Source organism: Luteibacter sp. (assembly GCF_035539195.1).
GTDB lineage: Bacteria > Pseudomonadota > Gammaproteobacteria > Xanthomonadales > Rhodanobacteraceae > Luteibacter.
The window spans coordinates 192790-215419 of sequence record NZ_DATLIW010000036.1 but is presented as its reverse complement, the minus strand read 5'-3'; the positions used below and the strand labels follow the sequence as shown (position 1 = coordinate 215419).

21 protein-coding genes are annotated in these 22630 nt (G+C 66.8%); 16 read left to right on the top strand and 5 right to left on the bottom strand.

Annotated features, from left to right (window positions below; genetic code table 11):
- Nucleotides 1-169 precede the first annotated feature (169 nt).
- Nucleotides 170-1042, bottom strand: a complete 873-nt coding sequence (locus VM621_RS14935; RefSeq protein ID WP_325469748.1) for a restriction endonuclease — start codon at nt 1040-1042, stop codon at nt 170-172.
- 195 nt (nt 1043-1237) lie between these two features.
- Between VM621_RS14935 and VM621_RS14930 the strand changes: the two genes are divergently transcribed.
- Nucleotides 1238-1783, top strand: a complete 546-nt coding sequence (locus VM621_RS14930; RefSeq protein ID WP_325469747.1) for a hypothetical protein — start codon at nt 1238-1240, stop codon at nt 1781-1783.
- Nucleotides 1784-1798: 15 nt separating this feature from the next.
- On the opposite strand, the gene VM621_RS14925 is transcribed toward VM621_RS14930, so the two are convergent.
- A complete protein-coding gene (locus tag VM621_RS14925; RefSeq protein ID WP_325469746.1) occupies nt 1799-2845 on the bottom strand; it encodes an HDOD domain-containing protein in 1047 nt (348 codons plus the stop codon).
- A 96-nt stretch (nt 2846-2941) separates the two neighbouring features.
- Between VM621_RS14925 and VM621_RS14920 the strand changes: the two genes are divergently transcribed.
- Together VM621_RS14920 and VM621_RS14915 are read left to right on the top strand one after the other, a co-directional pair.
- Nucleotides 2942-3805: a pseudouridine synthase gene (locus tag VM621_RS14920; RefSeq protein ID WP_414674547.1), complete on the top strand. Its 864-nt coding sequence runs from the start codon at nt 2942-2944 to the stop codon at nt 3803-3805.
- 3 nt (nt 3806-3808) lie between these two features.
- Nucleotides 3809-5248, top strand: coding sequence for a DHA2 family efflux MFS transporter permease subunit (locus VM621_RS14915; RefSeq protein ID WP_414674546.1), 1440 nt, complete (start codon nt 3809-3811; stop codon nt 5246-5248).
- A gap of 327 nt (nt 5249-5575) precedes the next feature.
- Here VM621_RS14915 and aat read toward each other — a convergent pair whose 3' ends face one another.
- From aat to trxB, 3 genes are read right to left on the bottom strand one after another with little or no spacing between them, the layout of a single operon-like run.
- On the bottom strand, nt 5576-6286 hold the full coding sequence (aat, locus tag VM621_RS14910) for a leucyl/phenylalanyl-tRNA--protein transferase (protein ID WP_325469744.1): 711 nt from the start codon (nt 6284-6286) through the stop codon (nt 5576-5578).
- Nucleotides 6283-7419, bottom strand: coding sequence for a GNAT family N-acetyltransferase (locus tag VM621_RS14905; RefSeq protein ID WP_325469743.1), 1137 nt, complete (start codon nt 7417-7419; stop codon nt 6283-6285). The genes aat and VM621_RS14905 overlap by 4 nt, the downstream gene beginning before the upstream one ends.
- Before the next feature lie 41 nt (nt 7420-7460).
- Nucleotides 7461-8423 (bottom strand): thioredoxin-disulfide reductase, encoded by a 963-nt coding sequence (gene trxB / locus VM621_RS14900; RefSeq protein ID WP_325469742.1) that lies wholly within the window; start codon nt 8421-8423, stop codon nt 7461-7463.
- Between the two features lie 207 nt (nt 8424-8630).
- Here trxB and VM621_RS14895 point away from each other — a divergent pair, with 207 nt between their 5' ends.
- The 13 genes from VM621_RS14895 (at nt 8631) to VM621_RS14835 (ending at nt 22596) form a co-directional block, all read left to right on the top strand.
- Nucleotides 8631-9695: an alanine dehydrogenase gene (locus VM621_RS14895; protein ID WP_325469741.1), complete on the top strand. Its 1065-nt coding sequence runs from the start codon at nt 8631-8633 to the stop codon at nt 9693-9695.
- Between the two features lie 32 nt (nt 9696-9727).
- Nucleotides 9728-12073 (top strand): DNA translocase FtsK, encoded by a 2346-nt coding sequence (locus VM621_RS14890; protein WP_414674545.1) that lies wholly within the window; start codon nt 9728-9730, stop codon nt 12071-12073.
- Between the two features lie 6 nt (nt 12074-12079).
- Nucleotides 12080-12508, top strand: a complete 429-nt coding sequence (locus VM621_RS14885; protein ID WP_325469739.1) for a hypothetical protein — start codon at nt 12080-12082, stop codon at nt 12506-12508.
- A 31-nt stretch (nt 12509-12539) separates the two neighbouring features.
- Nucleotides 12540-13190, top strand: a complete 651-nt coding sequence (gene lolA, locus VM621_RS14880) for an outer membrane lipoprotein chaperone LolA (protein ID WP_325469738.1) — start codon at nt 12540-12542, stop codon at nt 13188-13190.
- A gap of 223 nt (nt 13191-13413) precedes the next feature.
- Nucleotides 13414-16146 carry a DUF2339 domain-containing protein gene (locus VM621_RS14875; protein ID WP_325469737.1) on the top strand — a complete coding sequence of 911 codons (2733 nt, stop codon included), beginning with the start codon at nt 13414-13416 and terminating at the stop codon, nt 16144-16146.
- Entirely contained in the window at nt 16136-17509 is a 1374-nt protein-coding gene (locus VM621_RS14870; RefSeq protein ID WP_325469736.1) for a DUF3999 family protein, read from the top strand. Before VM621_RS14875 ends, VM621_RS14870 begins: the two co-directional genes overlap by 11 nt.
- A gap of 56 nt (nt 17510-17565) precedes the next feature.
- Nucleotides 17566-18894, top strand: coding sequence for a replication-associated recombination protein A (locus VM621_RS14865; protein ID WP_325469735.1), 1329 nt, complete (start codon nt 17566-17568; stop codon nt 18892-18894).
- A 327-nt stretch (nt 18895-19221) separates the two neighbouring features.
- On the top strand, nt 19222-19365 hold the full coding sequence (locus tag VM621_RS14860; RefSeq protein WP_325469734.1) for a hypothetical protein: 144 nt from the start codon (nt 19222-19224) through the stop codon (nt 19363-19365).
- Nucleotides 19366-19501: 136 nt separating this feature from the next.
- Nucleotides 19502-20005 (top strand): hypothetical protein, encoded by a 504-nt coding sequence (locus VM621_RS14855; protein WP_325469733.1) that lies wholly within the window; start codon nt 19502-19504, stop codon nt 20003-20005.
- 24 nt (nt 20006-20029) lie between these two features.
- Nucleotides 20030-20548 (top strand): hypothetical protein, encoded by a 519-nt coding sequence (locus VM621_RS14850; protein WP_325469732.1) that lies wholly within the window; start codon nt 20030-20032, stop codon nt 20546-20548.
- A gap of 168 nt (nt 20549-20716) precedes the next feature.
- Nucleotides 20717-21379: a response regulator transcription factor gene (locus tag VM621_RS14845; protein ID WP_325469731.1), complete on the top strand. Its 663-nt coding sequence runs from the start codon at nt 20717-20719 to the stop codon at nt 21377-21379.
- Between the two features lie 131 nt (nt 21380-21510).
- Complete coding sequence (locus VM621_RS14840) at nt 21511-22071, top strand: glycoside hydrolase family 108 protein (RefSeq protein WP_325469730.1); 561 nt, start codon at nt 21511-21513, stop codon at nt 22069-22071.
- Nucleotides 22072-22074: 3 nt separating this feature from the next.
- Complete coding sequence (locus VM621_RS14835; protein WP_325469729.1) at nt 22075-22596, top strand: DUF2589 domain-containing protein; 522 nt, start codon at nt 22075-22077, stop codon at nt 22594-22596.
- The last annotated feature ends 34 nt before the right edge of the window (nt 22597-22630 follow it).

Below are 22630 nucleotides of genomic sequence, written 5' to 3'. Positions count from 1 at the left end.
GTGTCCCTGAGATGGAAAAGGCTAGGCCGCCTGGCGTTATTCATTCGTGAGAATGCGCGCCTGCAACGCGTCCGAAGTCCGGCACGTTTTCGGGAGGATCTGCAAGGAAAGAATCACTTGCCACGTGCTTGCCGAAACGACGTCGCGATCGTGCGCGGCGACGCCGCTGTCAGTGGTCCGAGCCGAGCTCGCGCGTATTCTTCTCGAGCACTTTCAGGCCGTCTTCGTTCTTGTGTTGCGAGGCGCGGTCGCGCGCGGCCTGTTCCAGCAGGCGCTGGCGTTCCTGGAGTTCGTGCGTCGGCGGCGGGGGCAGGCCCGACGACCCAGGCACGGAGACGATGCCCGAGGCGCCACTGAGCGGCGGTGGCGGCGCAGGCGGCAGATCCTTGATCGGGCCTGGGACCACTGCGGATTTTGCAGCGGTCGGTGTGTCGGCTGGCGCCGTGTCGACCGCCGCATCGCGGCGCGACATGACCTTCCAGGCAAACAGTGCCAGCAGGACGAGGATGCCGACGCCGAGCAGCGCCGGTAGCAGGCGCGATCCCTGCGACGACGCGCCGCGGCGTCGGGCCGCCCTCGCGCTGTGCTTCACGACGGGTGACGCCGTGGCCTTGCCGGGCACCGAGGCATCGAGATGGTCGGGCAGCTTCAGCAGCACGCGCAGTACGTCGCCGTCCATCAACTGCAGCCGTGGCTGGCGGCGCTGCACGTTGATCGCCTCGGCGCTGAAACGGCCGCGTGTGACGAGGATGCCCTTGGTGGCCGCCTCGTTGAGCATCACGCTGAGCAGCTCGTTGACTTCCTGCACCTCGACTTCGAGGGCGTCCCAGTGTTTGCACTGCAGGATGATGGACTCGTTGCCCCGGCTCAGGCGCAGGTCGACGCCGTCGGCGAGCGTCTTCAGGGAGCGGGCAGGGGTGTGGTGTTCCACACGGTAACCCTGGGCGCGGTAATGCTCGGCAAGGAGGTGCTCGAAGTCTTGCCAGGACAGGCGCGCGAGCGCGTCTGTTCCACCAGCGGAAGTCGGTCGAGCGGAAAACATCGTGGGCGAGGTCCTGCCAGGGATCAGACCGGCATCATAACCGCTCGCGCGGTCGGGTCGAAAAGGATATCGGCGTCACGTAACGGTGCTTTAGCGGGCCCGATGAGCCCCTTCACCCGCCCGACCGGTTGCCGCTGCGCCTGGCAGCCGGTAGATTGGGAAGGTTGTCTTGGGGGAAAACAGGGGTTTGAGCACGTGATGAAGTTCGTTGTAACCAAGTGCGCGGTGGTCGTCACCGCGGCAATGATGCTGTCCGCCTGCGGCGGCAAGGCCATGATCGAAAGCGACATGAGCCGCACGGTGGCCGCCAGCCCGGCCTCGCCCTGGCTCACGGTCGAGAACAAGGGCGACAGCGTGATCGGTGTCGGTGGTCTGCCCGGCTCGGCCAAGGTGCAGGTGACGCCGGATATCGCTTCCGCTGTCGAGGCAGTGCTGCGCAGCTCGCTGCAGCCGAAATACTTCACCGACCTGATCATCGGCTGCCGTGGCCTGCAGCAGAACACCGCGGTACGCACGCCGGACGGCGAGCCCTCGGTGGTGACCATGGATCTCACCGTGAACTGTCGCATCGTCGCCCGCGGGATCGTCGCCTCGAAGGCGTACCACGTCAGTCAGACCGCCCCCGTGCTGTCCGATCCGCCGCGGTTGGACACGATCGTGCCGGCGCTGATCACCGGTGCCTCCACCCAGCTGGCCGACCAGCTCTGGGCGGACGTGGTCGCGACGGGCGTCCGCCGCTGATCCTCCAGGCGGCGCTCAGGCTTCGGCCGGCGCCGCCGTTCGCAGCGCGTCGCGGCAGGCGATCAGCTGCGCCTGGGTGAATGCCTGGCCCGGGCTCGCCAGCAGGGCGGAGTCCGGGTCGGCCAGGCCCTGTTCGATCAGCACATCGAGCATCGCGACGCGGCTTGCGGCAAGCAGGGCGCGCCCCAGCGGCGTGCGCGCACCGGCGTCGGCGGGATCCGCGCGCTCGGCCAGTGCCTGGACCACACGCGAGGGAAACGCCCAGTGACGCGCCGCGTGCAGTGACAGCCGCTCGATCTGTTGGGCCAGTGCGACGACCAGGGGGCGGCTGAAGGCCGTCGCGCGGGTGTCGTTCTGTTCTTCCAGTTCGAGCAGGATGGTCTGCGCCCCGGTCTGGCTGATCAGGCCGGCCAGAAAGGCTTCGAACGGGTCGCATACGTCGCGGCCCAGGTAGATGCACGCGCGGGCACAGCGCTCGGCGTGCTCCCACAGGCGCTCGCCGGCGTGCTGGCTGGCGCCGCCCATGTTGGTACGCAGGATGGGACGCATCACCAGTTGCATCACCACGCGACGCAGGCCGTCCTGGCCGAGCAGGGTGATCGCCTGCGGCAGACCGGTCACCGGGCGCGCGGTCTTGAAGAAGGCGCTGTTCGCCACGCGCACGATCTCGCCCACCAGCACGGTGTCGCGGGCGATCAGTTCGGCGAGCGCGTGGCTGTCCGTGTCGTCGTTGCGCAAAGAGCGCATGAGTTGGGGCACGACCGAAGGCAGCCGGGGCAAGGAGCCGACGTCGAAGCGCTCGCCGCCGAAGGCATCGCGCACGCGGCGCAGCACGCTTTGCTCGGCCGGCGAGAAGGCGGCGTCGTCCGATGGCGCGAGACCAAGTATCAGGCGATAGAAGCGGTCCTCGATTTCTTCCGCGGCCAGCGCGCTCACCGGTGCTTCCACCACGGCCGCGTCGATCGCCACCGGCGTGGTGGCCACGACAGGGCGCACGGGCACGACGGCGCGGGCGGGAGGCGCGCTGCCGCCGAACAACTTCCTGAAGAACCGGCCGATCACGCGGGTGTCTCGATAGGGGGAGGCCGCGCCAGTATAAGCCCCGGCCTGGCCGGAAACACTTGGCGGCCCATGCGCCGGCGAGGTTAGGATTGACCCATGGACCCTATGCCCCTCAGCAGGATCGCCTTGCCCCCCGGTGGTTGGCCCAGCGTGCTCGACTTCCTCTGCGAGCGCTTCCCCGCGATCGGCCGCGACGCCTGGGAGGACCGCATGGAGCGCGGGCTCGTCGAGACGGACGGCCACGCGGTGCACCGCCTCACCCCCTACCGGCCGGGCGACGTGGTCGTCTACCGGCGCGAGGTGGCTAACGAGCCACGGATTCCTTTCGAGGAAACCATCGTCTATCAGGACGACGATCTGGTCGTGGCCGACAAGCCGCACTTCCTGCCGGTGATGCCGGCCGGGCGCCATGTGGAGGAGACCTTGTCGGTGCGCCTGGTGCGTCGCCTGGGCAATCCGGACCTCGTCGCCCTGCACCGGCTCGATCGCAGCACGGCCGGCCTCGTGGTGTTCTCGGCACGGCCGTCCAGCCGCGACGCGTATACGCGCCTGTTCCGCGAGCGCGCCATCGCCAAGACCTATGAAGCGTTGGCGGCGCCGCTCCCCGGGCATGCCTTCCCGCTGACCCGCTGCAGCCGCATCGAACGCGGCGAGCCCTTTTTCCGTTCGCGTGAGGTGCATGGCCCGGCGAATGCCACGACACACGTGGATGTGATCGAGCGCGGCCAGGACGTCTGGCGTTATCGCCTCGAGCCGGTCACCGGGCGCAAGCATCAGCTGCGCGTGCACATGGACGGACTCGGTGCGCCGATCCTGGGCGATCCACTCTATCCCGTGCTGCGCGAGGAGGCCGCCGATTTCAGCGAGCCGCTCCAGCTGCTCGCGCGCGAGCTCTCCTTCATCGATCCCTTCAGCGGCGACGAACGGCGCTTCCTAAGTTTACGTTCACTCGACCTTTGATCCTTGCGGGCGCAGACTATGCGCTCCCCCGCAAACCCTCCCCGGATGACTCCCGCCCCTGGCTTCCGCACCGTAGCCCTGATCATCGCGAGCGCGATGTTCATGGAGCAGCTGGACGGCACCATCCTGGCGACGGCCTTGCCTTCCATGGCGGAGTCGTTCGACGTATCGCCGCTGCACATGAGCGTGGCGCTCACCTCGTACATGCTCAGCCTGGCCGTGTTCATTCCCGCCAGCGGCGCCATCGCCGATCGCTACGGTTCGCGCAACGTCTTCCGCTCGGCCATCCTGCTTTTCACCATCGGCTCGATCCTCTGCGGCCTCTCCGGCAACCTGCCGTTGCTGGTGCTCTCGCGCCTGCTGCAAGGCATGGGCGGGGCGATGATGGTGCCGGTCGGACGCCTGGTGCTGTTGCGTTCCGTGCCGAAGTCCGAGCTGGTCAGTGCGATGTCGTGGCTGCTGGTGCCCGCGCTGATCGGCCCGGTGATCGGGCCGCCGCTGGGTGGCTTCATCGTCACCTGGGCGTCGTGGCGGTGGATCTTCTACATCAACGTGCCGATCGGTATCGCCGGCATGTGGCTGGCGACGAAGTACGTGCCCGACGTGCGTATCGCGGAGCGGCAACGCTTCGATCGCGTCGGCTTCGTGCTTTCCGGGATATCGCTGTCGTGTCTGGTGTTCGGGCTGGAGATGGCCAGTCGCGGTGGTACGGCAGGGTCCGGCTCGGCCGGCCTGATCCTTGGCGGCCTGACCGTCGGCGCGGTGTACGTGTGGCATTCGAAACGCGTGGCCAATCCCATCCTCGATCTCTCGTTGATGCGCTTCACCACGTTTCGTCTTTCGGTGATCGCCGGTTCGCTCACGCGCATCACGGCCGGTTCGGTGCCCTTCCTGCTGCCGTTGATGATGCAGATCGGTTTCGGCTTCTCCGCCGCGCACAGTGGCGTGGTGACCTTCGTATCCGCGCTCGGCGCCATGCTGATGAAGGCCACCGCCGCACCCGTGCTGCGCAAGTGGGGGTTCCGCGCCACCCTGGTCTGGAACGGCGTGCTGTCGATGGTCTGCGTCGCCTTGTGCGCGGCCTTCCGGCCCGACTGGCCGCTGTGGACGATCTACACCGTCCTCCTGCTCAGCGGCTTCTTCCAGTCGCTGCAGTTCAGCGCGTACAACACGGTGGCCTACGCGGACGTGCCTAGCGAGCGCTTCTCCAGTGCGACGAGCTTCTATACGACGTTCCAGCAGCTGATGCTGTCGCTCGGCATCTGCGTGGCCGCCGCGGCACTGCACGTGTCGGTCACGTGGAACGGGCACGAGCATGCGCAGCTACCGGATTTCAGCGTGGCGTTTATCGTGGTGACGCTGGTGTCGCTGATCGCGGCGCCGGTATGTCTGTTGTTGCCGCGCAATGCCGGGGCGGAGATGAGCGGGCATCGCGAGCGGTAGGGCAGGTGCATGCGGTAGGGCAGGTGCATGCGGTAGGACGGGTACATGTAGTGGGAGATGGGGTTCTCCTGGGAGGTGGGCTTCTTGTGGGAGGTGGGTTTCTCCTGGGAGATGGGCTTCTTGTGGGAGCCGCTTCAGCGGCGATGCTCTTCCCCGGCAAAAGCTTCGCCGCTGAAGCGGCTCCCACAAAAAAGCAGCTTCCACAAAAAGTGGCTCCCACAAAAAGTGACTCCCGCAAAAAAACAGCTTCCACAAAAAGTGGCCCCCACAAAAAAACAGCCCCCACAAAAAGTGGCCCCCACGGAAAGTAGCCCTACATGGAGCAGGTCAGGGCAGGGCGATGGGGTGGCTCACCCACGAACCGACCAGGCCCGGGATCGTCGCCAGGCGCTTGGCCTGCGCGACGAACTGGCGCCGCGGAATCTCCACCGCGCCCATCGACAGCAGGTGATCGTTGGTCACCTGTGCATCGAGGAAGGGAAAGCCCCAGCGGTGCAGCAACTGGCACATGCCGGCCAACGCGACCTTCGAGCCACCGGTGCGTGCCGAGAACATCGATTCGCCGCAGAACAGCCGGCCCACCGCCACGCCATAGATCCCGCCGACCAGCGAGCCGCGGTCCCACACCTCGACGCTGTGCGCATGGCCCTGCCGATGCAACTCTTCGTAGGCGGCAATCATGTCCTCGCCGATCCAGGTGCCGGCAGCACCGCTGCGCGGCGCCGCGCAGGCACGCATGACGCGGGTGAACGACGTATCCGCGGTGAGCCGCCAGTTCGACTTCGACAGCTGCTTGCGCAGGCTCCGGCTGATGTGGACATGGTCGGTGTGGAACACGCAGCGTGGATCGGGCGACCACCACAGGATCGGTTCGTCTTCGTTGAACCACGGGAACACGCCTTGCCCATAGGCGGCCAGAAGACGCTCCGCCGACAGATCGCCGCCCCAGGCGAGCAGGCCGTTGGGCTCGACGAGCGCGTCCTCCGGGTCCGGAAAGAGGCCGGGGCGCAGGGGATTGAGTTGCGGCAGGCGGATCATCGGTCCGCGTACGGCGAATGCGCGAGCAGTTCGTCGCGATAGGCGTCGCGATGCTGCGCCTCCTGCTCGAGCGCAGCCGCCACGGCCCGGCGAAACCCTTCATGGGCGATGTAATGCCGCGAGTGCGTCAGCGTCGGCAGGAAGCCGCGGGCCAGCTTGTGTTCGCCCTGCGCGCCGGGTTCGAAACGCGCGATGCCTTCGCGGATCGCATAGTCGATACCGCGGTAATAGCAGAGTTCGAAATGCAATCCGGAGACTTCCACGCTCGCGCCCCAGTAGCGGCCGTACAACGCATCGCCACCACGCAGGAACAGCGCCATGGCGACGATGTCGCGATCGTCGCGCGCCATCGCCACCTGCACCTTCGGGCCCATCGTGCGGCCGAGATACTGGAAGAAACGTGCGGTGAGCGCGGCGTGGTTGCCCTTCATGTCGAAGGTGAGTTCGTAGAGCGCGTGGATCTGCCGCCACTCGGTGTCGGAGAGTTCGTCGCCGCCGCGCATTTCCATGTGCAGGCCGGAGGCCATCGCATGCGCGCGCTCCTGGCGGATGTTCTTCCGCTTCTTCGCCTTCAACGCTGAGAGGAAGGCGTCGAAGTCGGCGTAGTCGCGGTTATGCCAATGGAACTGGTAGTCGGCGCGCACCAGCCAGCGATCGTCGAAGGCGTCGAGATCGGCATCGGCGAGGAAGTTGGCGTGGATCGAGGAAAGGCCCAGACGGTCCGCTTCGTCCACCAGGGCCGCGGTGAGCCGGTTGCGCAGGATCTCGGCCTCCATGCCATCGCGAACCAGCAGGCGCGGGCCCGGCACGGGCGAGTAGGGCGAGGCGACCAGCAACTTGGGGTAGTACTCGCCGCCGGCGCGTTCCCAGGCCGAGGCCCAGCTCCAGTCGAAGACGAACTCGCCATGCGAGTTGCCCTTGAGGTAGGTGGGCGCGGCGGCGACCAGGCGTTCGTGGCTGTCGAAGATGGCCAGGTGGTACGGCCGCCACCCGTAGTCTTCGCGCAGGCAACCCTTGGCTTCCATGCCGCTGAGGAAGGCGTGCGAGACGAACGGGTTGCCGTCGGGCACAAGCGCGTCCCAGTCGGCGGCAGGAATGCCGCCAAGGCTGTCGAGGAAACGAATGCCGGTCATGCGGCGGTTTCCCCGTGCGCGAGGCGCGGGGCCGGTTCCGGTCAGGTCAACATGTGCTGCTGGTCGAGCCAGCGCTCGGCGTCCAGCGCCGCCATGCAGCCGAAGCCCGCCGAGGTGACCGCCTGGCGGTAGACGTGGTCGGCCACGTCGCCGGCGGCGAACACACCCGGTACCGAGGTGGCGGTAGCCATGCCGTGCAGGCCGGACTGGATCTGGATGTAACCGTCCTTCATCTCGAGCTGGCCTTCGAAGATGCCGGTGGCCGGGGTGTGGCCGATCGCCACGAAGAAGCCCTGGACCTCGAGGTCGCGCTTCACGCCGGAATGGACGTCCTTGACGCGCACGCCGTTGACGCCGGAGTCGTCGCCGAGGATCTCGTCCACCTGGTGGTTCCAGAGCAGCTCGATCTTGCCCGCGGCGACCTTCTCGAACACCTTGTCCTGCATGATCTTTTCGGCGCGGAACTTGTCGCGGCGGTGGACCAGGTAGACCTTGCGGGCGATGTTGGCCAGGTACAGCGCCTCTTCCACGGCGGTATTGCCGCCGCCAACCACGACCACGTCCTGCTCGCGGAAGAAGAAGCCGTCGCAGGTGGCGCAGGCGGAGACGCCGCGGCCCTTGAACTTCTCTTCCGAGGCGATGCCCAGGTACTTGGCGGTGGCGCCGGTGGTGACGATCAGCGCGTCGGCGGTGTACTCGCCGCTGTCGCCCTTCAGGCGGAACGGACGCTGGGCCAGGTCGACGCTGTGGATGTGGTCGAAAACCATCTCGGTTTCGAAGCGCTCGGCGTGCTCGGCCATGCGCCGCATCAATTCAGGACCCTGAACACCCTTTTCGTCGCCCGGCCAGTTATCCACCTCGGTGGTGGTCATGAGCTGGCCACCCTGCGCCAGGCCGGTGATCATCGTCGGCTTGAGGTTGGCGCGCGCCGCGTAGACGGCGGCCGTGTAGCCGGCGGGGCCGGAGCCGAGGATCAGCAGGCGGCTGTGCTTGGGGGTGCTCATGTATAATCCTTGAGGTTTACTGCGGCGTGTTTCGGTCGTACCGCTAGCCTCTTGCGGCAGGATGCTGAAGCCGTGTCGAGGGTTTGCGAGGTGTGTCGACCCGGAAGAATGGGGAAGACCGGGGTGCGATTCAAGACATTGATGCAATGACGGCTGTCGCCTTGTCCCCACGGGGCGGCTTTATTCTCATTCAGGATCCTCCTCAAGATGCGCATTGGTATCCCCTCCGAAACCAAGACCCTCGAAGGCCGCGTGGCCCTCATCCCGGCCGCCGCGGCCGATCTGGTCCGTCGTGGCCACGAAGTCTTCATCCAGTCCGGCGCCGGCACCAAGAGCGGCTACGCGGACGCCGACTACTCGCAGCTGGGTGTGACCGTCGTTCCCGACGCCGCCGCGCTGTATGAGAAGGGCGAACTGATCGTCAAGGTCAAGGAGCCGATCGAGGGCGATCTCAAGCTGCTCAAGAAGCACCACCTGCTGTTCTGCTACCTGCATCTGGCTGCCGAGCCGGCGCTGACCAAGAGCCTGCTGGACATCGGCCTGACCGGTATCGCCTTCGAGTCCGTCGACGAAAACGGCGTGCTGCCGCTGCTGCTGCCGATGTCGGTCATCGCCGGCCGCATCGCCACGCAGATCGGCACCACCCTCCTGCACCAGCCCAACGGCGGCAAGGGCAAGCTGCTCGGCGGCATGGCCTCCACCCCGCGTGGCAAGGTCGTCGTCCTCGGCGCCGGCGCCGCCGGCGGTAACGCCGCCGCCCTGGCCGCGTCGGCCGGTGCCAACGTGGTCGTCTTCGACAAGCGCCAGGATCGCCTCGCCGAAATGATGGCGATGGGCCCGAACGTCACCGCGCTGTACGCGTATGAGTCGTCGGTGGCCGAGGAAGTCCGCAACGCCGACATCGTCGTCGGTGCCGTGCTGATCCCGTCGGCCAAGGCCCCGCGCGTAGTCACCGAAGCCATGGTCAAGACGATGGAGAAGGGCTCGGTGCTCGTCGACATCTCGATCGACCAGGGCGGCTGCTTCGAGACCTCGCGTCCGACCACCTGGAAGGAGCCGACCTACGACGTCCACGGCGTGACGCATTTCTGCGTGACCAACATGCCGGGCGCCGTCCCGCAGACCTCGTCCACCGCCATCTCGGCGGCGATCCTGCCGTACGTGCAGCGCCTGGCCGCCGGCAACGAGTGGCGCGACCACGCGGCACTGGCTGGCGGTATCAACATCGAGGGTGGCAAGGTCGTGCACCCGGCCCTTCAGGGCATGGCATGATGCCGAAAACCGGATCCGAGGTCCTCTGCTAAGTGGCGCGCAGCGCGAAAGTCGTAAAGAAACAGGCAAGGAGCCAGGTCAAGGCCCAGCGTGAGGGCTTGAGCGACGAGCTCAAGCGCCGCCTGCGCGAGGCCGGGGCGTTGCTGCTGTTGCCGCTCGCCCTGTACCTGCTCGTCTGCCTGCTCAGCTACAACGACCAGGACCCGAGCTGGGGCCACATGGGCATTGCCGAGCGGGCCACCAATTTCGGTGGCTCGGTCGGGGCGAACATCGCCAACCTGCTCAGGTACATCTTCGGCCTGGTTTCCTACTGCTTTCCGCTGCTCCTGCTGGCCCTGGGCATACAGGTACTCCGCGCGCGCGGCGAGAGACTCGTCGCGCCGTGGGAGCCCTCCCTGCGCCTGATCGGTTTCGTGTTCTTCTTCATCACCGGCCCCGCGCTGGTGTACCTGAACGTCGATTCGCCCGTCCTGCCCGAAGGCCCGGGCGGTATCGTCGGCAAGTGGGTGGGTCACGGCCTGCACAGCGCCTTTGGCGACAAGGGCGCACCGCTGCTGCTGCTCGCCGTCTTCCTTATCGCCGTCACCCTCGCCACCGGCCTGTCCTGGTTCAAGCTCATGGACGTGACCGGGCAGGGCGTCGTGCGTATCGGCGGCTGGTTCGGCGGCAAGATGCGTCGCGCGCCGGAAGTGATGGCCGCACGCAACGCCCGCGCCGAGCGCGAGGTGGTCAAGAAGGCCGAGGCGATCAAGCAAGCCCGGCGCGAGCCCGTGCGCATCGAGACCCCGGTGCCTATGGTGGTCAAGAGCGATCGCGCCTCCCGCGAAAACCAGATTCCCCTGTTTACCGGCGCATCGATGGATGGCGAAGTTCCGCCGCTGTCGCTGCTCGACGAAGCACCGCCGCAAGGCCCGGGCTACTCCGAGGAAACCCTCGAGGTGCTCTCGCGCCAGGTGGAGCTGAAGCTCAAGGATTTCCGCATCGAGGCCCGTGTCATGGGCGTCTATCCGGGTCCGGTGATTACCCGTTTCGAATTGGAACCCGCCGCCGGCGTGCGCGGCAGCCAGGTATCCAGCCTCGACAAGGACATCGCGCGCGGCCTCTCCGTGGTCAGCGTGCGCGTGGTGGACGTGATTCCCGGCAAGAACGTCATCGGCCTGGAAATCCCCAACACCAAGAAGCAGATCGTCTACCTCTCCGAGATCCTGCGTTCGGAGAAGTACGACCAGATGAAGTCGCCGCTGGCGCTGGCGCTGGGCAAGGACATCGGCGGCAAGGCCGTCGTTACCGACCTGGCCAAGATGCCCCATCTGCTCGTCGCCGGTACCACCGGCTCGGGTAAGTCGGTGGCCGTGAACGCCATGGTACTGAGCCTGCTGTACAAGGCCAGCCCGAAAGACGTGCGCATGATCATGATCGACCCGAAGATGCTGGAGCTCTCGGTCTACGAGGGCATTCCGCATCTGCTGGCGCCGGTCGTCACGGATATGAAGGAAGCCGCCAACGCCCTGCGCTGGTGCGTGGCCGAGATGGAACGCCGCTACAAGCTCATGGCCGCGGTGGGCGTGCGCAACCTCGGTGGCTTCAACAAGAAGGTGAAGGACGCCGAAAACAGCGGCCAGCCGCTGCTCGATCCGCTGTTCCGCGCCAACCCGGACATGCCGGGCATGGTCGCCGAACCGCTCGAGCCGCTGCCGCACATCGTCATCATCATCGACGAATTCGCCGACATGATGATGATCGTCGGCAAGAAGGTCGAAGAACTCATCGCCCGCCTGGCGCAGAAGGCGCGCGCCGCTGGCGTGCACCTCATCCTCGCTACGCAGCGTCCATCGGTGGATGTCATCACCGGCCTGATCAAGGCGAACATCCCCACGCGCATCGCGTTCCAGGTGTCGTCCAAGATCGACTCGAGGACTATCCTCGACCAGTCCGGTGCGGAAGCCTTGCTCGGCCACGGCGACATGCTTTACCTGCCGCCCGGCACGGCCACGCCCGAGCGCGTACATGGCGCCTTCGTCGACGATCACGAAGTGCATAACGTGGTCGAGTGGCTGCGCGCGCAGGGTGCGCCGAACTACATTTCCGGCGTGCTGGAAGAAGTGCAGTCGACCTCCGACGGCAAGATCATCAACGACTCCGGCCTGCCGCAGGACGCCGAAGGCGATGGCGACAGCGACAACGCGCTCTACGACCGCGCCGTGCGCGTGGTCACCGAGACGCGTCGCGCTTCCATCTCCGGCGTGCAGCGCCACCTGCGCATCGGCTACAACCGCGCCGCCCGCCTCGTCGAACAGATGGAGCAGGACGGCATCGTCAGCGCGCCGCAGCACAATGGCAACCGCGAAGTGCTCGCGCCGCCGCCTCCGAAGGACTGATTCGCCATGAACGCCATGAAGCCGGGCGCGCTACGCCAGCGCCCCTGGGGCTTGCTCGTTACCGGTGACCTTGCGCCGACGGCCGAGGTACGGGACGAGGTCGAGAGCATTTTCGAACTCAATCCCTCCATTCCCGGTCTGGAGTTGCGCGCCGAGGACGGCCGCGCCTGCTTCGTCACCCGCGACTACCCGACCGGCCACACCGCCGGCGTCGACGACGCGCTGGAAGTGATCTTCGCTGAACAGGAAGAGATCGCCGAAATCGTGGTGCTCGGCCAGGAGGCCCGCCCGGTGCATAACGCCACGCGTGCCGCGCCGTTCTGGCATCGTGACGGCAAGGCTATCGCCGATATCAGCGAGAAGATGGAGGCGGGCGAGATCAGCCCGTCCGAAGCCATCGACATGCTTAAGTCGCTGTTCGAAACCGATCGCTGACAATCGCGCCGACCCCAACGGATACCTCCCGATGAAACGCTTCCTGCTTGCCGCGACGCTGTCCCTTCTCAGCCTGCCGACCTTCGCCGCCGCCGGTCCGGCGCGCGAGCGGCTGGATGCCTTTTCCAAGGGTCTGCACTCGATCACCGGGCGTTTCAGCCAGACCATGTCCAACGCCAACGGCGATCCAGGCAAGACCAGCACCGGCACGATGGCGCTCGAAGCGCCGCGTCAGTTCCGTTGGGAAACGCTCACCCCGTACAAGCAGACCATCGTCGCCGACGGCAGCCGCGTGTGGCTGTACGACCCGGATCTCGAACAGGTCACCGTGCGCAAGCAGAGCAGCGAGGAAGCCCAGAGCCCGCTGACCGTGCTGACCGACCTGACCCAGATGGACAAGGACTTCAAGGTCACCGAGAAGGGCGAGCACGATGGCCTGGTCTGGCTGCGCCTGCAGTCCACCGGCAAGGACCCGCAGTTCGATTTCGCGGACCTCGGTTTCGACGTGGGTGGGCTGGCGCAGATGGTGTTCAAGGATCAGCTTGGTAACACCACGAAGATCCAGTTCGCCGGCTGGCAGAAGAATGCCCCGGTCGCGCCCGGCACGTTCGACTTCGTGCCGCCGCAGGGTACCGACGTGATCGGTGACGCCCCCGTCCTGCAGACCCAGCCCGTCAAATAAGCGGTAAGCCGATAAGCGGTAAGCCGATTCGTCGGCGACGTGTGGGAGCCGCTTCAGCGGCGATTGGGTGCTTGCAGGAACATCACCTGCGGCCGCAGGAATCGCCGATTCATCGGCTCCCACATGAATCGCATGGCGCCGCGCAGGGTCGGGCAACCCTGCTACAGGTTCGCATTTTCATGCCAGACTCGTCGCACACAGGATGTTCGGGAGTGGGGAAGGCATGATTGTCATCTGGGCCATCATCGGCGCGATTGTCGGGGCGCTGGTCGAGCACGGCTGGGTAGGGGGCGTTTTTGGAGGCGCCGTCGGGTTGCTCTGGGGCCGGATGTCGGGGCTGAAGAGCGATCTCGATGCCGTGCGGAAGCGCCTGGCCGAGTTGGCGCCCGGGGCGGGTGTCGTGGCATCGAAGCCCTTGCAGGATACCCGTGCCGAGTGGCCCGATGCGGCGCCTGTCGCCGGCGCAGCCGGCTCCCACATTGAGTCCGCGGCTGCTCCGATCGCTGGTGCAGCCGGCGCTTTTCCAGTGCCGCCGCCGATGCCGCCGATGCCTTCGGGCTCGGCGGTGTCGCGGCCGCCTGTGGCGCCGATCGCGCCGACTGGACCGTCGTGGATCGAGCGGCTGGCCGATGCGGCCAAGCGCTGGTTCACCGAAGGCAATGTGCCGGTGAAGGTGGGCATGCTGGTGTTGTTCGCCGGCGTCGCCGCGTTCCTGAAGTACGCGTCCGACCAGGGGCTGTTGCGCGTGCCGATTTCCGTGCGCCTGAGTCTTGTCGCGCTGTTCGCGATCGGGGGTGTCGGCTTTGGCTGGTTGCAGCGGGAAAAGCGTCGGGCATTCGCGTTGTCGTTGCAGGGTGGCGCGCTCGGCGTGCTGGTGATGACGGTGTTCGCCGCCTACCGGCTTTACGGCCTGCTGCCGGCGACGGCGACATTCGCCCTGCTTGTCGTTTTCGTCGCGGGCCTCGGCGTGCTGGCCGTGTTGCAGGATGCGCTGGCGCTTGCCGTGCTGGGCCTGATCGCCGGCTTTGCGGCACCGATCATCGCGTCGACAGGGCAGGGGAATCACGTCGCGTTGTTTTCGTACTATGCCGTCCTCAACCTCGGCATCCTCGGCATCGCCTGGAAGAAGGCGTGGCGCGTGCTCAACGTGCTCGGCTTCATCGCGACCTTCGGGGTGGGAACGTTGTGGGGCGTACTGAGTTATCGGCCGACATGGTTTGCCAGTACCGAGCCGTTCCTGATCCTGCACTTCCTGTTGTATCTCGCCGTGCCCTGGCTGCACGTGCTGCGCTCGCCGAAGCGCGAGCGGGCGATCCTCGACGGTTGCCTGATGTTCGGCAATCCCATTGCGAGCCTGTTGCTGCAAGGTGCCTTGCTCGACTGGGAGCCGATGCCGCTGGCGATCTCCGCACTCGTCGCCGCGGCGATCTACGTCGCCATCGCGTTCGCGATTCGCAAGCGCGACGACATGGGCCTGCTCCGTGAAACCTGGGCCGTACTGGCGGTGGCTTTCGCGACGATCGCCGTGCCGCTTGCACTCAGTGCCAGTGTCACCGCGAGCGTGTTCGCGCTCGAAGGTGCCGGCTTGATCTGGCTGGGCTTTCGCCAGGCACGACGCCTGCCGCGCTGGTCTGGCGTGTTCCTGCAACTGGCCGCTGGCGCGGCGTGGATTGTCGCGACGCTGTTCAGCCACCACTACAACGATACGCCTGTCCTCAACGCCGCCTTCATCGGCAGCCTGCTGCTGGTGATCGGTGCGAGCGTGGGCGTGTGGCAGTTCGACCGGCATGGCACGTCGCGCGGCGTGTCGGGTCTGGCGCGCGTGGGCCTTCTGGTCTGGGCGGTGATCTGGTGGCTGGCCACCTTCGCCAATGAGATCGATACCTTCGTGTTCGACCGCCCGCTGGCGTTCGGCGACTGGCTGGCCGTGCTTGCGGTCACCGCGTGGTTGCTCGCCGAGGCATGCAAGCGCGTACGCAAGCTCGATCTCGGCGTTGTGCTCGCCTTCGCCGCGCCGCTGTTCCTGTTGGCGGGCATGGCGGTGGCACTCTCGGCCGCCGAAGAGGATATCCAGCCGCTCGCCGGTTGGCCGCTCGCGGGTATCGCGGTGATGCTGGCGACCGGCTGGTTCACCCTGCGTGCGCTGGCGGGACATCGCGTGGCGGCGATCCTTGCCGCGACGATCGGCTGGGTGCGCTGGCTCGCCATCGGCACGGCCGCTATCGTGCTGGCCTTCGACGTCGTGACCACCCTGGGGCAGGGCTGGCATGTGCTCGCCGCGGCCATGCCGACGCTGCTGCTCACCGCGTTGGTGTTGTGGCGGCCCCGTGTCGTCGCCGCGCCGCTCACCGTGCATGCCGAAGCGATTCGCCGTGCCGTGGGTGCCTGCGCCGCGCTGGCCTTGTTCTTTGCCGGACTCACCGCGCTGGGCACGGCCGGTGCATCGCATCCGCTGGTCTTCATTCCCGTACTCAATCCGGTCGACCTGCTGCTTGTCGCCGTGCTCCTGCTCACGGCACGCGGCATTTCGGATGCGACGATGCCTGCCGGCGTGCGTCGCCTCCGGCCTGCCGTGCTCGCCGTGATGTTCTTCATCATCGCGACCAGCATGACGCTGCGCTCCGTGCACCACCTTGGCGGCGTGCCCTGGGATAACGCCATGCCAGGCTCGAGTCTCGCCGAGCTGTCGCTCACCGTGGTCTGGAGCATCATCGGGGTCGTCGCCTGGGTGATGGGATCGAAGCGTGGACAGCGCCTGTTGTGGATGGCCGGCGCCGGAACCATGGCGCTCGTGCTTGCCAAGCTGCTGCTGGTGGATCGTGGGCATCTGGGCAACCTGTTCGGGATCGCCTCGTTCATCGCCTATGGCCTGCTTTGCACCGTCATCGGTTACCTCGCCCCCGCGCCACCGCGGCAACCCACCGAATCCGATCCGGAGTCTTCGCATGCGTCCTGACGTTCGCCGTGGTTTGTTGGCCCTCGCCCTCGTCGCGTCCTGCGCCCATGCCGCCGTGCCCGCCGAGCGGTTCGCCACCGAGTATCCGATCGCAGCGGCGCCGGGTGCGCCGGCTTATGTCGTGTCGCTGCCGCAGGACGCGTATACCTGGAGCCGGCCCGACACGGCTCTGGGCGATATCGTGGTCGTCGACGCCACCGGCCAACAGGTGCCTTCGGGCGTCTACCAGCCGCCGCAATCCGTCTCGCGCCCGGTGACCTTGACGCTGCCGTTGCTGGCCGTGCCGGCGGCGCAGTCGGGCTCGCCCGGCCCGCGCATCGAGCGCAGCACGAACGGCGACATCGTCATCCAGCCCGGCAACGACAACGCCCCCGGCCCCGTGCATGAGTGGTTGATCGACGCGCGTACGTCGATCAACCTCACGCAGATCACCTTGCCGCCCGCACAGGTCAGCGAAGGTGCGGACGTGCGGCTCGACAACGTGTCGATCGACGTCAGCGACGATCTGCAAACCTGGACGAGCCTGATCCGGCAGGCCACGATCTTGTCGAGGGGACACGGCGGCGACACGCCGGATGTCACCACGGTGAAACTCGAGGGCGGCAGCGGCCGTTACTTCCGCGTGCGTATCGTCAGCGGCAGCGTGCACTGGGCCACGGAAGGCGAAGCCACCGCGATCCTTGCCGGGCGCCTGGAAGAAAAACTCAGCGCCGACGAAGCCCCGCGCCAGTGGCTGGACGTGCAGCCAAGCAACACGCGATCCAGCGGGCAGGGCGTCGACTACGACTACACGCTTGCCGCCGCGCTGCCGATCGACGCCTTGCGTCTCACGCGTGGCCACGATGCCGTCGCGCGCGTCGATGCGATGGCTCTCGATGGCGAGCATCTGGGCGAATCGCTCGGCACGCTCGTCGTCACCGCCGGGCAGGGCGATGGCAGTACGACGCTTGAGATCCCGGCGGGTCGCCGCGATGCCCTGCGCCTGCACTCGGCCACGCCGTTGCGCGACCCGCCGCGTCTCGCGCTGGGATGGGTGCCGGACCGCTTCGTCTTCGTTCCGGAGGGCCAGGCGCCTTACCGGCTGCTCGTCGGCAGCCGCATCGCCCGTCGCCCGGCCTGGCCGATCGGCGACGCGCTCGCGGGCCTGCGCAAGCAGCAGCCGGAGGGCTGGCGGCCTGTCGAGGCGACGGTCGGCCCAGGCGAGCGCATGGCCGGCGAGGACGCCCTGGCGGCGCCGGAGGCGCCGTTCGACTGGACCCGCGTCATGCTCTGGGTCGTGCTCGGCGCGGGCGTGCTGGTCGTCGTCGGGATGGCCGCCAGCCTGCTGCGCAAGCCGCCCAGCGGGCCGCGTGAAGAGCCTTGAGCCCGCCTTTACGGTGAACGCGCGATACTAGGCGTTCACCCTCGGCACCGAGTCCCATGTCTTTCCAGTCCCCCGGCCTTTTCGCCGAACCCGAAGCCCTCAAGCCCCTGGCGGAGCGCATGCGTCCGCGCAGCCTCGACGAGATCGTCGGGCAGCAGCGCGTGGCCGGCGAAGGCAAGCCGCTTCGCCGTGCGCTGGAAGCGGGCAAGGTGCATTCGATGATCCTGTGGGGGCCGCCGGGCTGTGGCAAGACCACGCTGGCCCTGCTGGTGGCGCGTTATGCGGACGCGGACTTCCGCGCGATTTCCGCGGTGATGAGTGGCCTGCCGGACGTGCGCAAGGCGCTGGCCGAAGCCGAAGGCAACTTCGCGCAGGGGCGCCGCACCGTGCTCTTCGTCGACGAGGTGCATCGTTTCAACAAGGCGCAGCAGGATGCCTTCCTGCCGCATATCGAACGCGGCGTCATCATCTTCGTCGGCGCGACCACGGAGAACCCGTCGTTCGAGCTCAACTCGGCCTTGCTGTCACGCTGCCGCGTGCACGTGCTGGATCCGGTCGGCCCGGACGATATCGTCGCCGCGCTGCGTCGTGCGCTTGCCGATAGCGAACGCGGCCTGGGCGACCTCGACCTCACCGTGGAAGAGGCCTCGCTGCGGCTCATCGCCAGCGCGGCGGACGGCGACGTTCGCCGCGCGCTCACGCTGCTGGAAATCGCCGCCGAGCTGGCCGAGGGGGGGCATATCGACGACGCGACGCTCGAGCAGGTGCTCGCCGATCGCACGCGTCGGTTCGACAAGAGTGGCGAGCAGTTCTACGACCAGATCTCGGCGCTGCATAAATCCGTGCGCTCGTCGGATCCCGATGCCGCCGTCTACTGGCTCACGCGCATGCTCGACGGCGGTTGCGATCCGCTGTATCTCGCGCGGCGCATGACGCGCATGGCGGTGGAAGACGTCGGCCTGGCCGAGCCGCGCGCCTGGCGGATGGCGCTGGATGCGTGGGATACGTACGAGCGCCTGGGCAGCCCCGAGGGCGAACTCGGGCTCGCGCAGCTGGCGATCTGGCTGGCGATCTCGCCCAAGAGCAATGCCGCGTACATGGCCTTCAACAAGGCGAAGGCGACAGTGAAGCAGATGGGCACGCTGGAGGTGCCGATGCACCTGCGCAATGCGCCGACCAAGCTGATGAAAGGCCTCGGCTACGGTAGCGGCTACCAATACGACCACGATGCGGAAGGCGGCGTGGCACTCGATCAGCAATGCCTGCCCGACGAACTCGTGGGCATGACGTTCTACGAGCCGGTGGACCGTGGCCTAGAACTCAAGCTGCGCGAGAAGCTCACCGCGCTGCGCGCCGCCCGCGAAGAAGCTCGCCGCGGCAAGTAGCGGCGTCGCCGTGTCCGTCAGATCGAGCTGCGCTGTCGCGGATGGCTGCTCGCCGGCGCGGCGATCGGCTGGTGGCTTGGCAGGGGCGTGAAGCGGGGCTTCGCAGCGAAGTAGCCTCTTCGGGCGGAGAGACGTACCCTCCAGACACCAGACTTGGGGGGCGACACGCTTTGACACTTTTCGAAAGCCTCCTGCTTCATCGCGCCGGCCTTGATGGACGCCGCTGCTGACCCTCGCCCCTGGCGGTGTGCTGCTGACGGCGTTGCTGGTCGCATGGGCCGGCTGGGCGCTCGCTGGCCTGCCGTTCGCCGCGGCACTCGTTCGGCCGTGGCCGCCCAGCGCGCCGAGCTGGAACGCTGCCGCCTGGCGTTTCAACTGAGCGACGACGACTACAACTTCCTGCTCGAGCAACTGGACTGGCGCGAACCGACCGTGCTCCCGGCCGAGGCTACTCGCATCCGCAGCGGCTAGCCGGAAGACACGCCGCCGAAGTGAGGCGCCGTTCTCAACCAGGCATTCTTCGTCTCGAAAATCAGCATTTGGCCGATACGGCCGGTGGGGTGCGCCGAACTACGGTTCTCGCACCTACCACCGACCGGAGCGTGTCATGCCTGCCGATTATTCGCGTACCAAGCAGCCCATTTATGCAGTCACCGCCGATTACTCGAAGAACACCGGCGCCGTCGAGTACATCGCCCACCTCATCCTGACCAACAACCGGGTCGTCGCGATCGGCAAGGCCATCCAGGGCAGCGGCTCCGGCGCCATCAATCATCCGGACCAGAAATTCTGGCGGGAATCGGCCAAGACGCTCACGGTCGTCCTGGGCAAAGCCACGCCAGCGGCGACGGTCCGGGACATCGTTCGCGTCGAGATCGACTGCACGCTGCTGCCGTGCGAAGGCACGGGTGGCTGTACCACGTCCGTTTCCGCGTTGATGAAGGCCGTGGGCTATGACGGTCTATCCGTCCGCGTGTTCTCTCATCGCAACGAATCGGCCCCGCGCCCCGGCTACCTGCCTTCGCGCTACTACGACTTCACCGTCGGTGCCCGCAACGAGGTGCTGCAGGCCGCCCGTGTCGACACCGGCGGCTGGAGCTGGGCGGCGTAACCCATTCCATCGAGGAGCACAAAAATGGCAAAGACTCTCATCACCTGGCCCCATGGTTCCACCGACGGCGAGCGCGAAGCGAAGCGGTTGCAGGCGCTTTATCCCGCCGCATCCAACTGGGTGGACGGCTCGTCGCTCGCCGGTGTGACATCGAAAGATTTTTCGTTGTTGATCGTCGTCGGTCACCGCGAGGAGATAGAAGCGGTCGACACACTCAAGGCCCTGGCCGCATGCGTGACCCAGCTCGGCATCAAGTGGGTCGTCATGGCCAACTGCAACAGCGCCCAGACCCGGACCGGCGGCACGCTCAGCGACTTCAACGAACTGTGGGCGCCCGGGCAGCGCCTGGCCAACGACACCGGCGCCCGCGTGGCGGCGACCAAGCGCGTGCTCCTCTTCGATGAAGTGGGCAAGGGCACCGCGTTCAAGGCCGATGCGACGCACGGCATCGTTCCGACCAATCCGTCGGGGAGCGACCTCTGGAAGGAATTCACCAAGCAAGACGACGTGGACGAGATCACCGAAGGTGTGAGCCGTCTCTGAGGGGGGACGCACGCGCGCGTAACGGTCGCCGGGAGAGCCCGGCGACCGTCCATCCGGCAGGGGAGCTGGCAGAGGGACTTTAAGGGGGTCCAGGATGTCTTCGCATGACCACACCACCGCCCCTTGTGGCGGTGTTTTCCGTTATGACCGCGTGCCGGCGATGCGGCGGTGTACGTTGTGATGCCGGTGACCGTGTTGCTTGCCGACGAGCAGGCACTGCTGCGCGAAGGCGTGGCATCGCTGCTGGCCGCGCTGCCACGCTTCGAGGTGATCGGCAGCACCGCCGACGGACGCGACTGCGTGCGCAGCGCGCTGCGCTGCCAGCCGGGCCTGATCGTGTTCGACTGCGCCATGCGCGGTCTGAGTGGCCTGGAGGTCATCCGACGCATCGCGCCGCGATGTCCACGCACGCGGCTGCTGTGTCTGTCTTCCTATGACGACTCGCGCTGGGTGCGCGCCGCCTTCGACGCCGGCGCGCACGGCTACGTGCTCAAGCGCGATGGCTTCGACGTGCTGCACGAGGCGATCGACAGTGTCATGCGCTCGCGCTTCTTCATCAGCCCCGATATCGCCCATTTATTGGTCGACGGCATGCGCCGGAGCAGCAGCCCCTCGTTCGCACCGCGGGAACCGCTGAGCCCACGGGAGCGGGAAATCACCCAGCTGTTCGCCGAAGGGCTCAGCGCGCGTGACATCGCGGAGCGGCTTCATGTGAGCGTGAAGACCGTCGGCACACACCGCGAACACATCATGGCTAAGCTCGGTATCCATGGCATTGCGCAGCTCACGCGCTACGCCCTGCGCGAAGGCCTCACTGCCCTCGAACCGTGACACGCGAACCGTGATGTCCTGCGATCAGGATTCGTACGCGCGTAAATCAGGCATCTCCCGATGCCGCAGCTTCCGGCGTGAACGGATAGTGATCCCACCAGGGCACACAACGCGCATCGGGAGATCAACTCATGGCCGACTTCACCAGCTTCTTTCCCACGTTGCTCAAGCACGAGGGCGGGTTCGTCAACGACCCCGCCGACCCGGGTGGCGCAACCAACAAGGGGGTCACCTTTGGCACGTTCCAGCAGTGCGCGCAGCGCCTGTTGAACATCCCGCCGACACTCGACAACCTGCGTGCGCTGACCGATGCACAGGCCGGCATCATCTACAAGGCGTTGTACTGGGACAAGGTACACGGCGACGAGATCGCCTTGCAGCCGCTGGCGAACATCGTGTTCGACTTCCAGGTGAACGCGGGCGCCAACGCGTCGAAGCTGCTGCAACGGGTGTTGAACACGCTCGGTGCCAAACCGCCTCTGAGCGTGGATGGCGCGATCGGCGCAGGCACGATGGCCACCCTGGCAAAAGCCGATTCGGTCGCCGTCTACACCGCCTATAAGCAGGGCCGCAAGGATTACTACAACGACCTGGTCACCCAGCGCCCGTCGCTGGGCAAGTTCCTCAAGGGCTGGCTGGCCCGCGTGGATTCCTTCCCCGACCTTGCACCCGCATCGACGGGGGGCCGCTGAGCCATGGCCGCGCAGACCTCACTGAACACCTTGATCGAAGCCATCGCCGGCGCCGTCGTCGATGCGCAGGATCGTATCGAGCAACACCAGATGTCGCACCTGAGCGACTTCTTCGACGAGGACAACCGGCCGAAGAGCGTCGTCATCCGCATGCCATCCCTTCACCCGGACGCCGGCGAAGACGACGAAGACCTCTACCGCGCGCCGATCCTGCCCCTGGTCTCGACCAACGTGCTGCGCATCAAGGACGTCGAGATCACCTTCGATGCCGACATCGGCCTGGTGATCGAAGGTGACGCGCCGGACGACGACGCGACCGCGCAGCCCGGATGGAAAGGCAAGCCGGCATCGACGCGTCCGCACCTGCGCGTGGACCCCGCGGCCGGCGGCAAGGAAGGCAAGAGCGGGGCGGTGCACGTCGTGCTGCGTGTCGAGGGCAGCGAGCCCACCGATGGCGCCGCGCGGCTGATGAACCACCTTTCGCAGACCCAGGGGGTCTTCAAGACGTTCAAGCCGGGCGACTGATCCGTCGATCGCGCTGAACCGCGGTGCGCATCCC

What these genes read in the sequence shown, in the direction of transcription:
- aat (WP_325469744.1), bottom strand. Translation starts at nt 6,286, where the DNA reads ATGATCCGCCTGCCGCAACTCAATCCCCTGCGCCCCGGCCTCTTTCCG.
- VM621_RS14850 (WP_325469732.1), top strand. Translation starts at nt 20,030, where the DNA reads ATGGCAAAGACTCTCATCACCTGGCCCCATGGTTCCACCGACGGCGAG.
- VM621_RS14895 (WP_325469741.1), top strand. Translation starts at nt 8,631, where the DNA reads ATGCGCATTGGTATCCCCTCCGAAACCAAGACCCTCGAAGGCCGCGTG.
- VM621_RS14905 (WP_325469743.1), bottom strand. Translation starts at nt 7,419, where the DNA reads ATGACCGGCATTCGTTTCCTCGACAGCCTTGGCGGCATTCCTGCCGCC.
- VM621_RS14855 (WP_325469733.1), top strand. Translation starts at nt 19,502, where the DNA reads ATGCCTGCCGATTATTCGCGTACCAAGCAGCCCATTTATGCAGTCACC.
- VM621_RS14885 (WP_325469739.1), top strand. Translation starts at nt 12,080, where the DNA reads ATGAACGCCATGAAGCCGGGCGCGCTACGCCAGCGCCCCTGGGGCTTG.
- VM621_RS14865 (WP_325469735.1), top strand. Translation starts at nt 17,566, where the DNA reads ATGTCTTTCCAGTCCCCCGGCCTTTTCGCCGAACCCGAAGCCCTCAAG.
- lolA (WP_325469738.1), top strand. Translation starts at nt 12,540, where the DNA reads ATGAAACGCTTCCTGCTTGCCGCGACGCTGTCCCTTCTCAGCCTGCCG.
- VM621_RS14840 (WP_325469730.1), top strand. Translation starts at nt 21,511, where the DNA reads ATGGCCGACTTCACCAGCTTCTTTCCCACGTTGCTCAAGCACGAGGGC.
- VM621_RS14870 (WP_325469736.1), top strand. Translation starts at nt 16,136, where the DNA reads ATGCGTCCTGACGTTCGCCGTGGTTTGTTGGCCCTCGCCCTCGTCGCG.
- VM621_RS14835 (WP_325469729.1), top strand. Translation starts at nt 22,075, where the DNA reads ATGGCCGCGCAGACCTCACTGAACACCTTGATCGAAGCCATCGCCGGC.
- VM621_RS14875 (WP_325469737.1), top strand. Translation starts at nt 13,414, where the DNA reads ATGATTGTCATCTGGGCCATCATCGGCGCGATTGTCGGGGCGCTGGTC.
- VM621_RS14920 (WP_414674547.1), top strand. Translation starts at nt 2,942, where the DNA reads ATGGACCCTATGCCCCTCAGCAGGATCGCCTTGCCCCCCGGTGGTTGG.
- VM621_RS14935 (WP_325469748.1), bottom strand. Translation starts at nt 1,042, where the DNA reads ATGTTTTCCGCTCGACCGACTTCCGCTGGTGGAACAGACGCGCTCGCG.
- trxB (WP_325469742.1), bottom strand. Translation starts at nt 8,423, where the DNA reads ATGAGCACCCCCAAGCACAGCCGCCTGCTGATCCTCGGCTCCGGCCCC.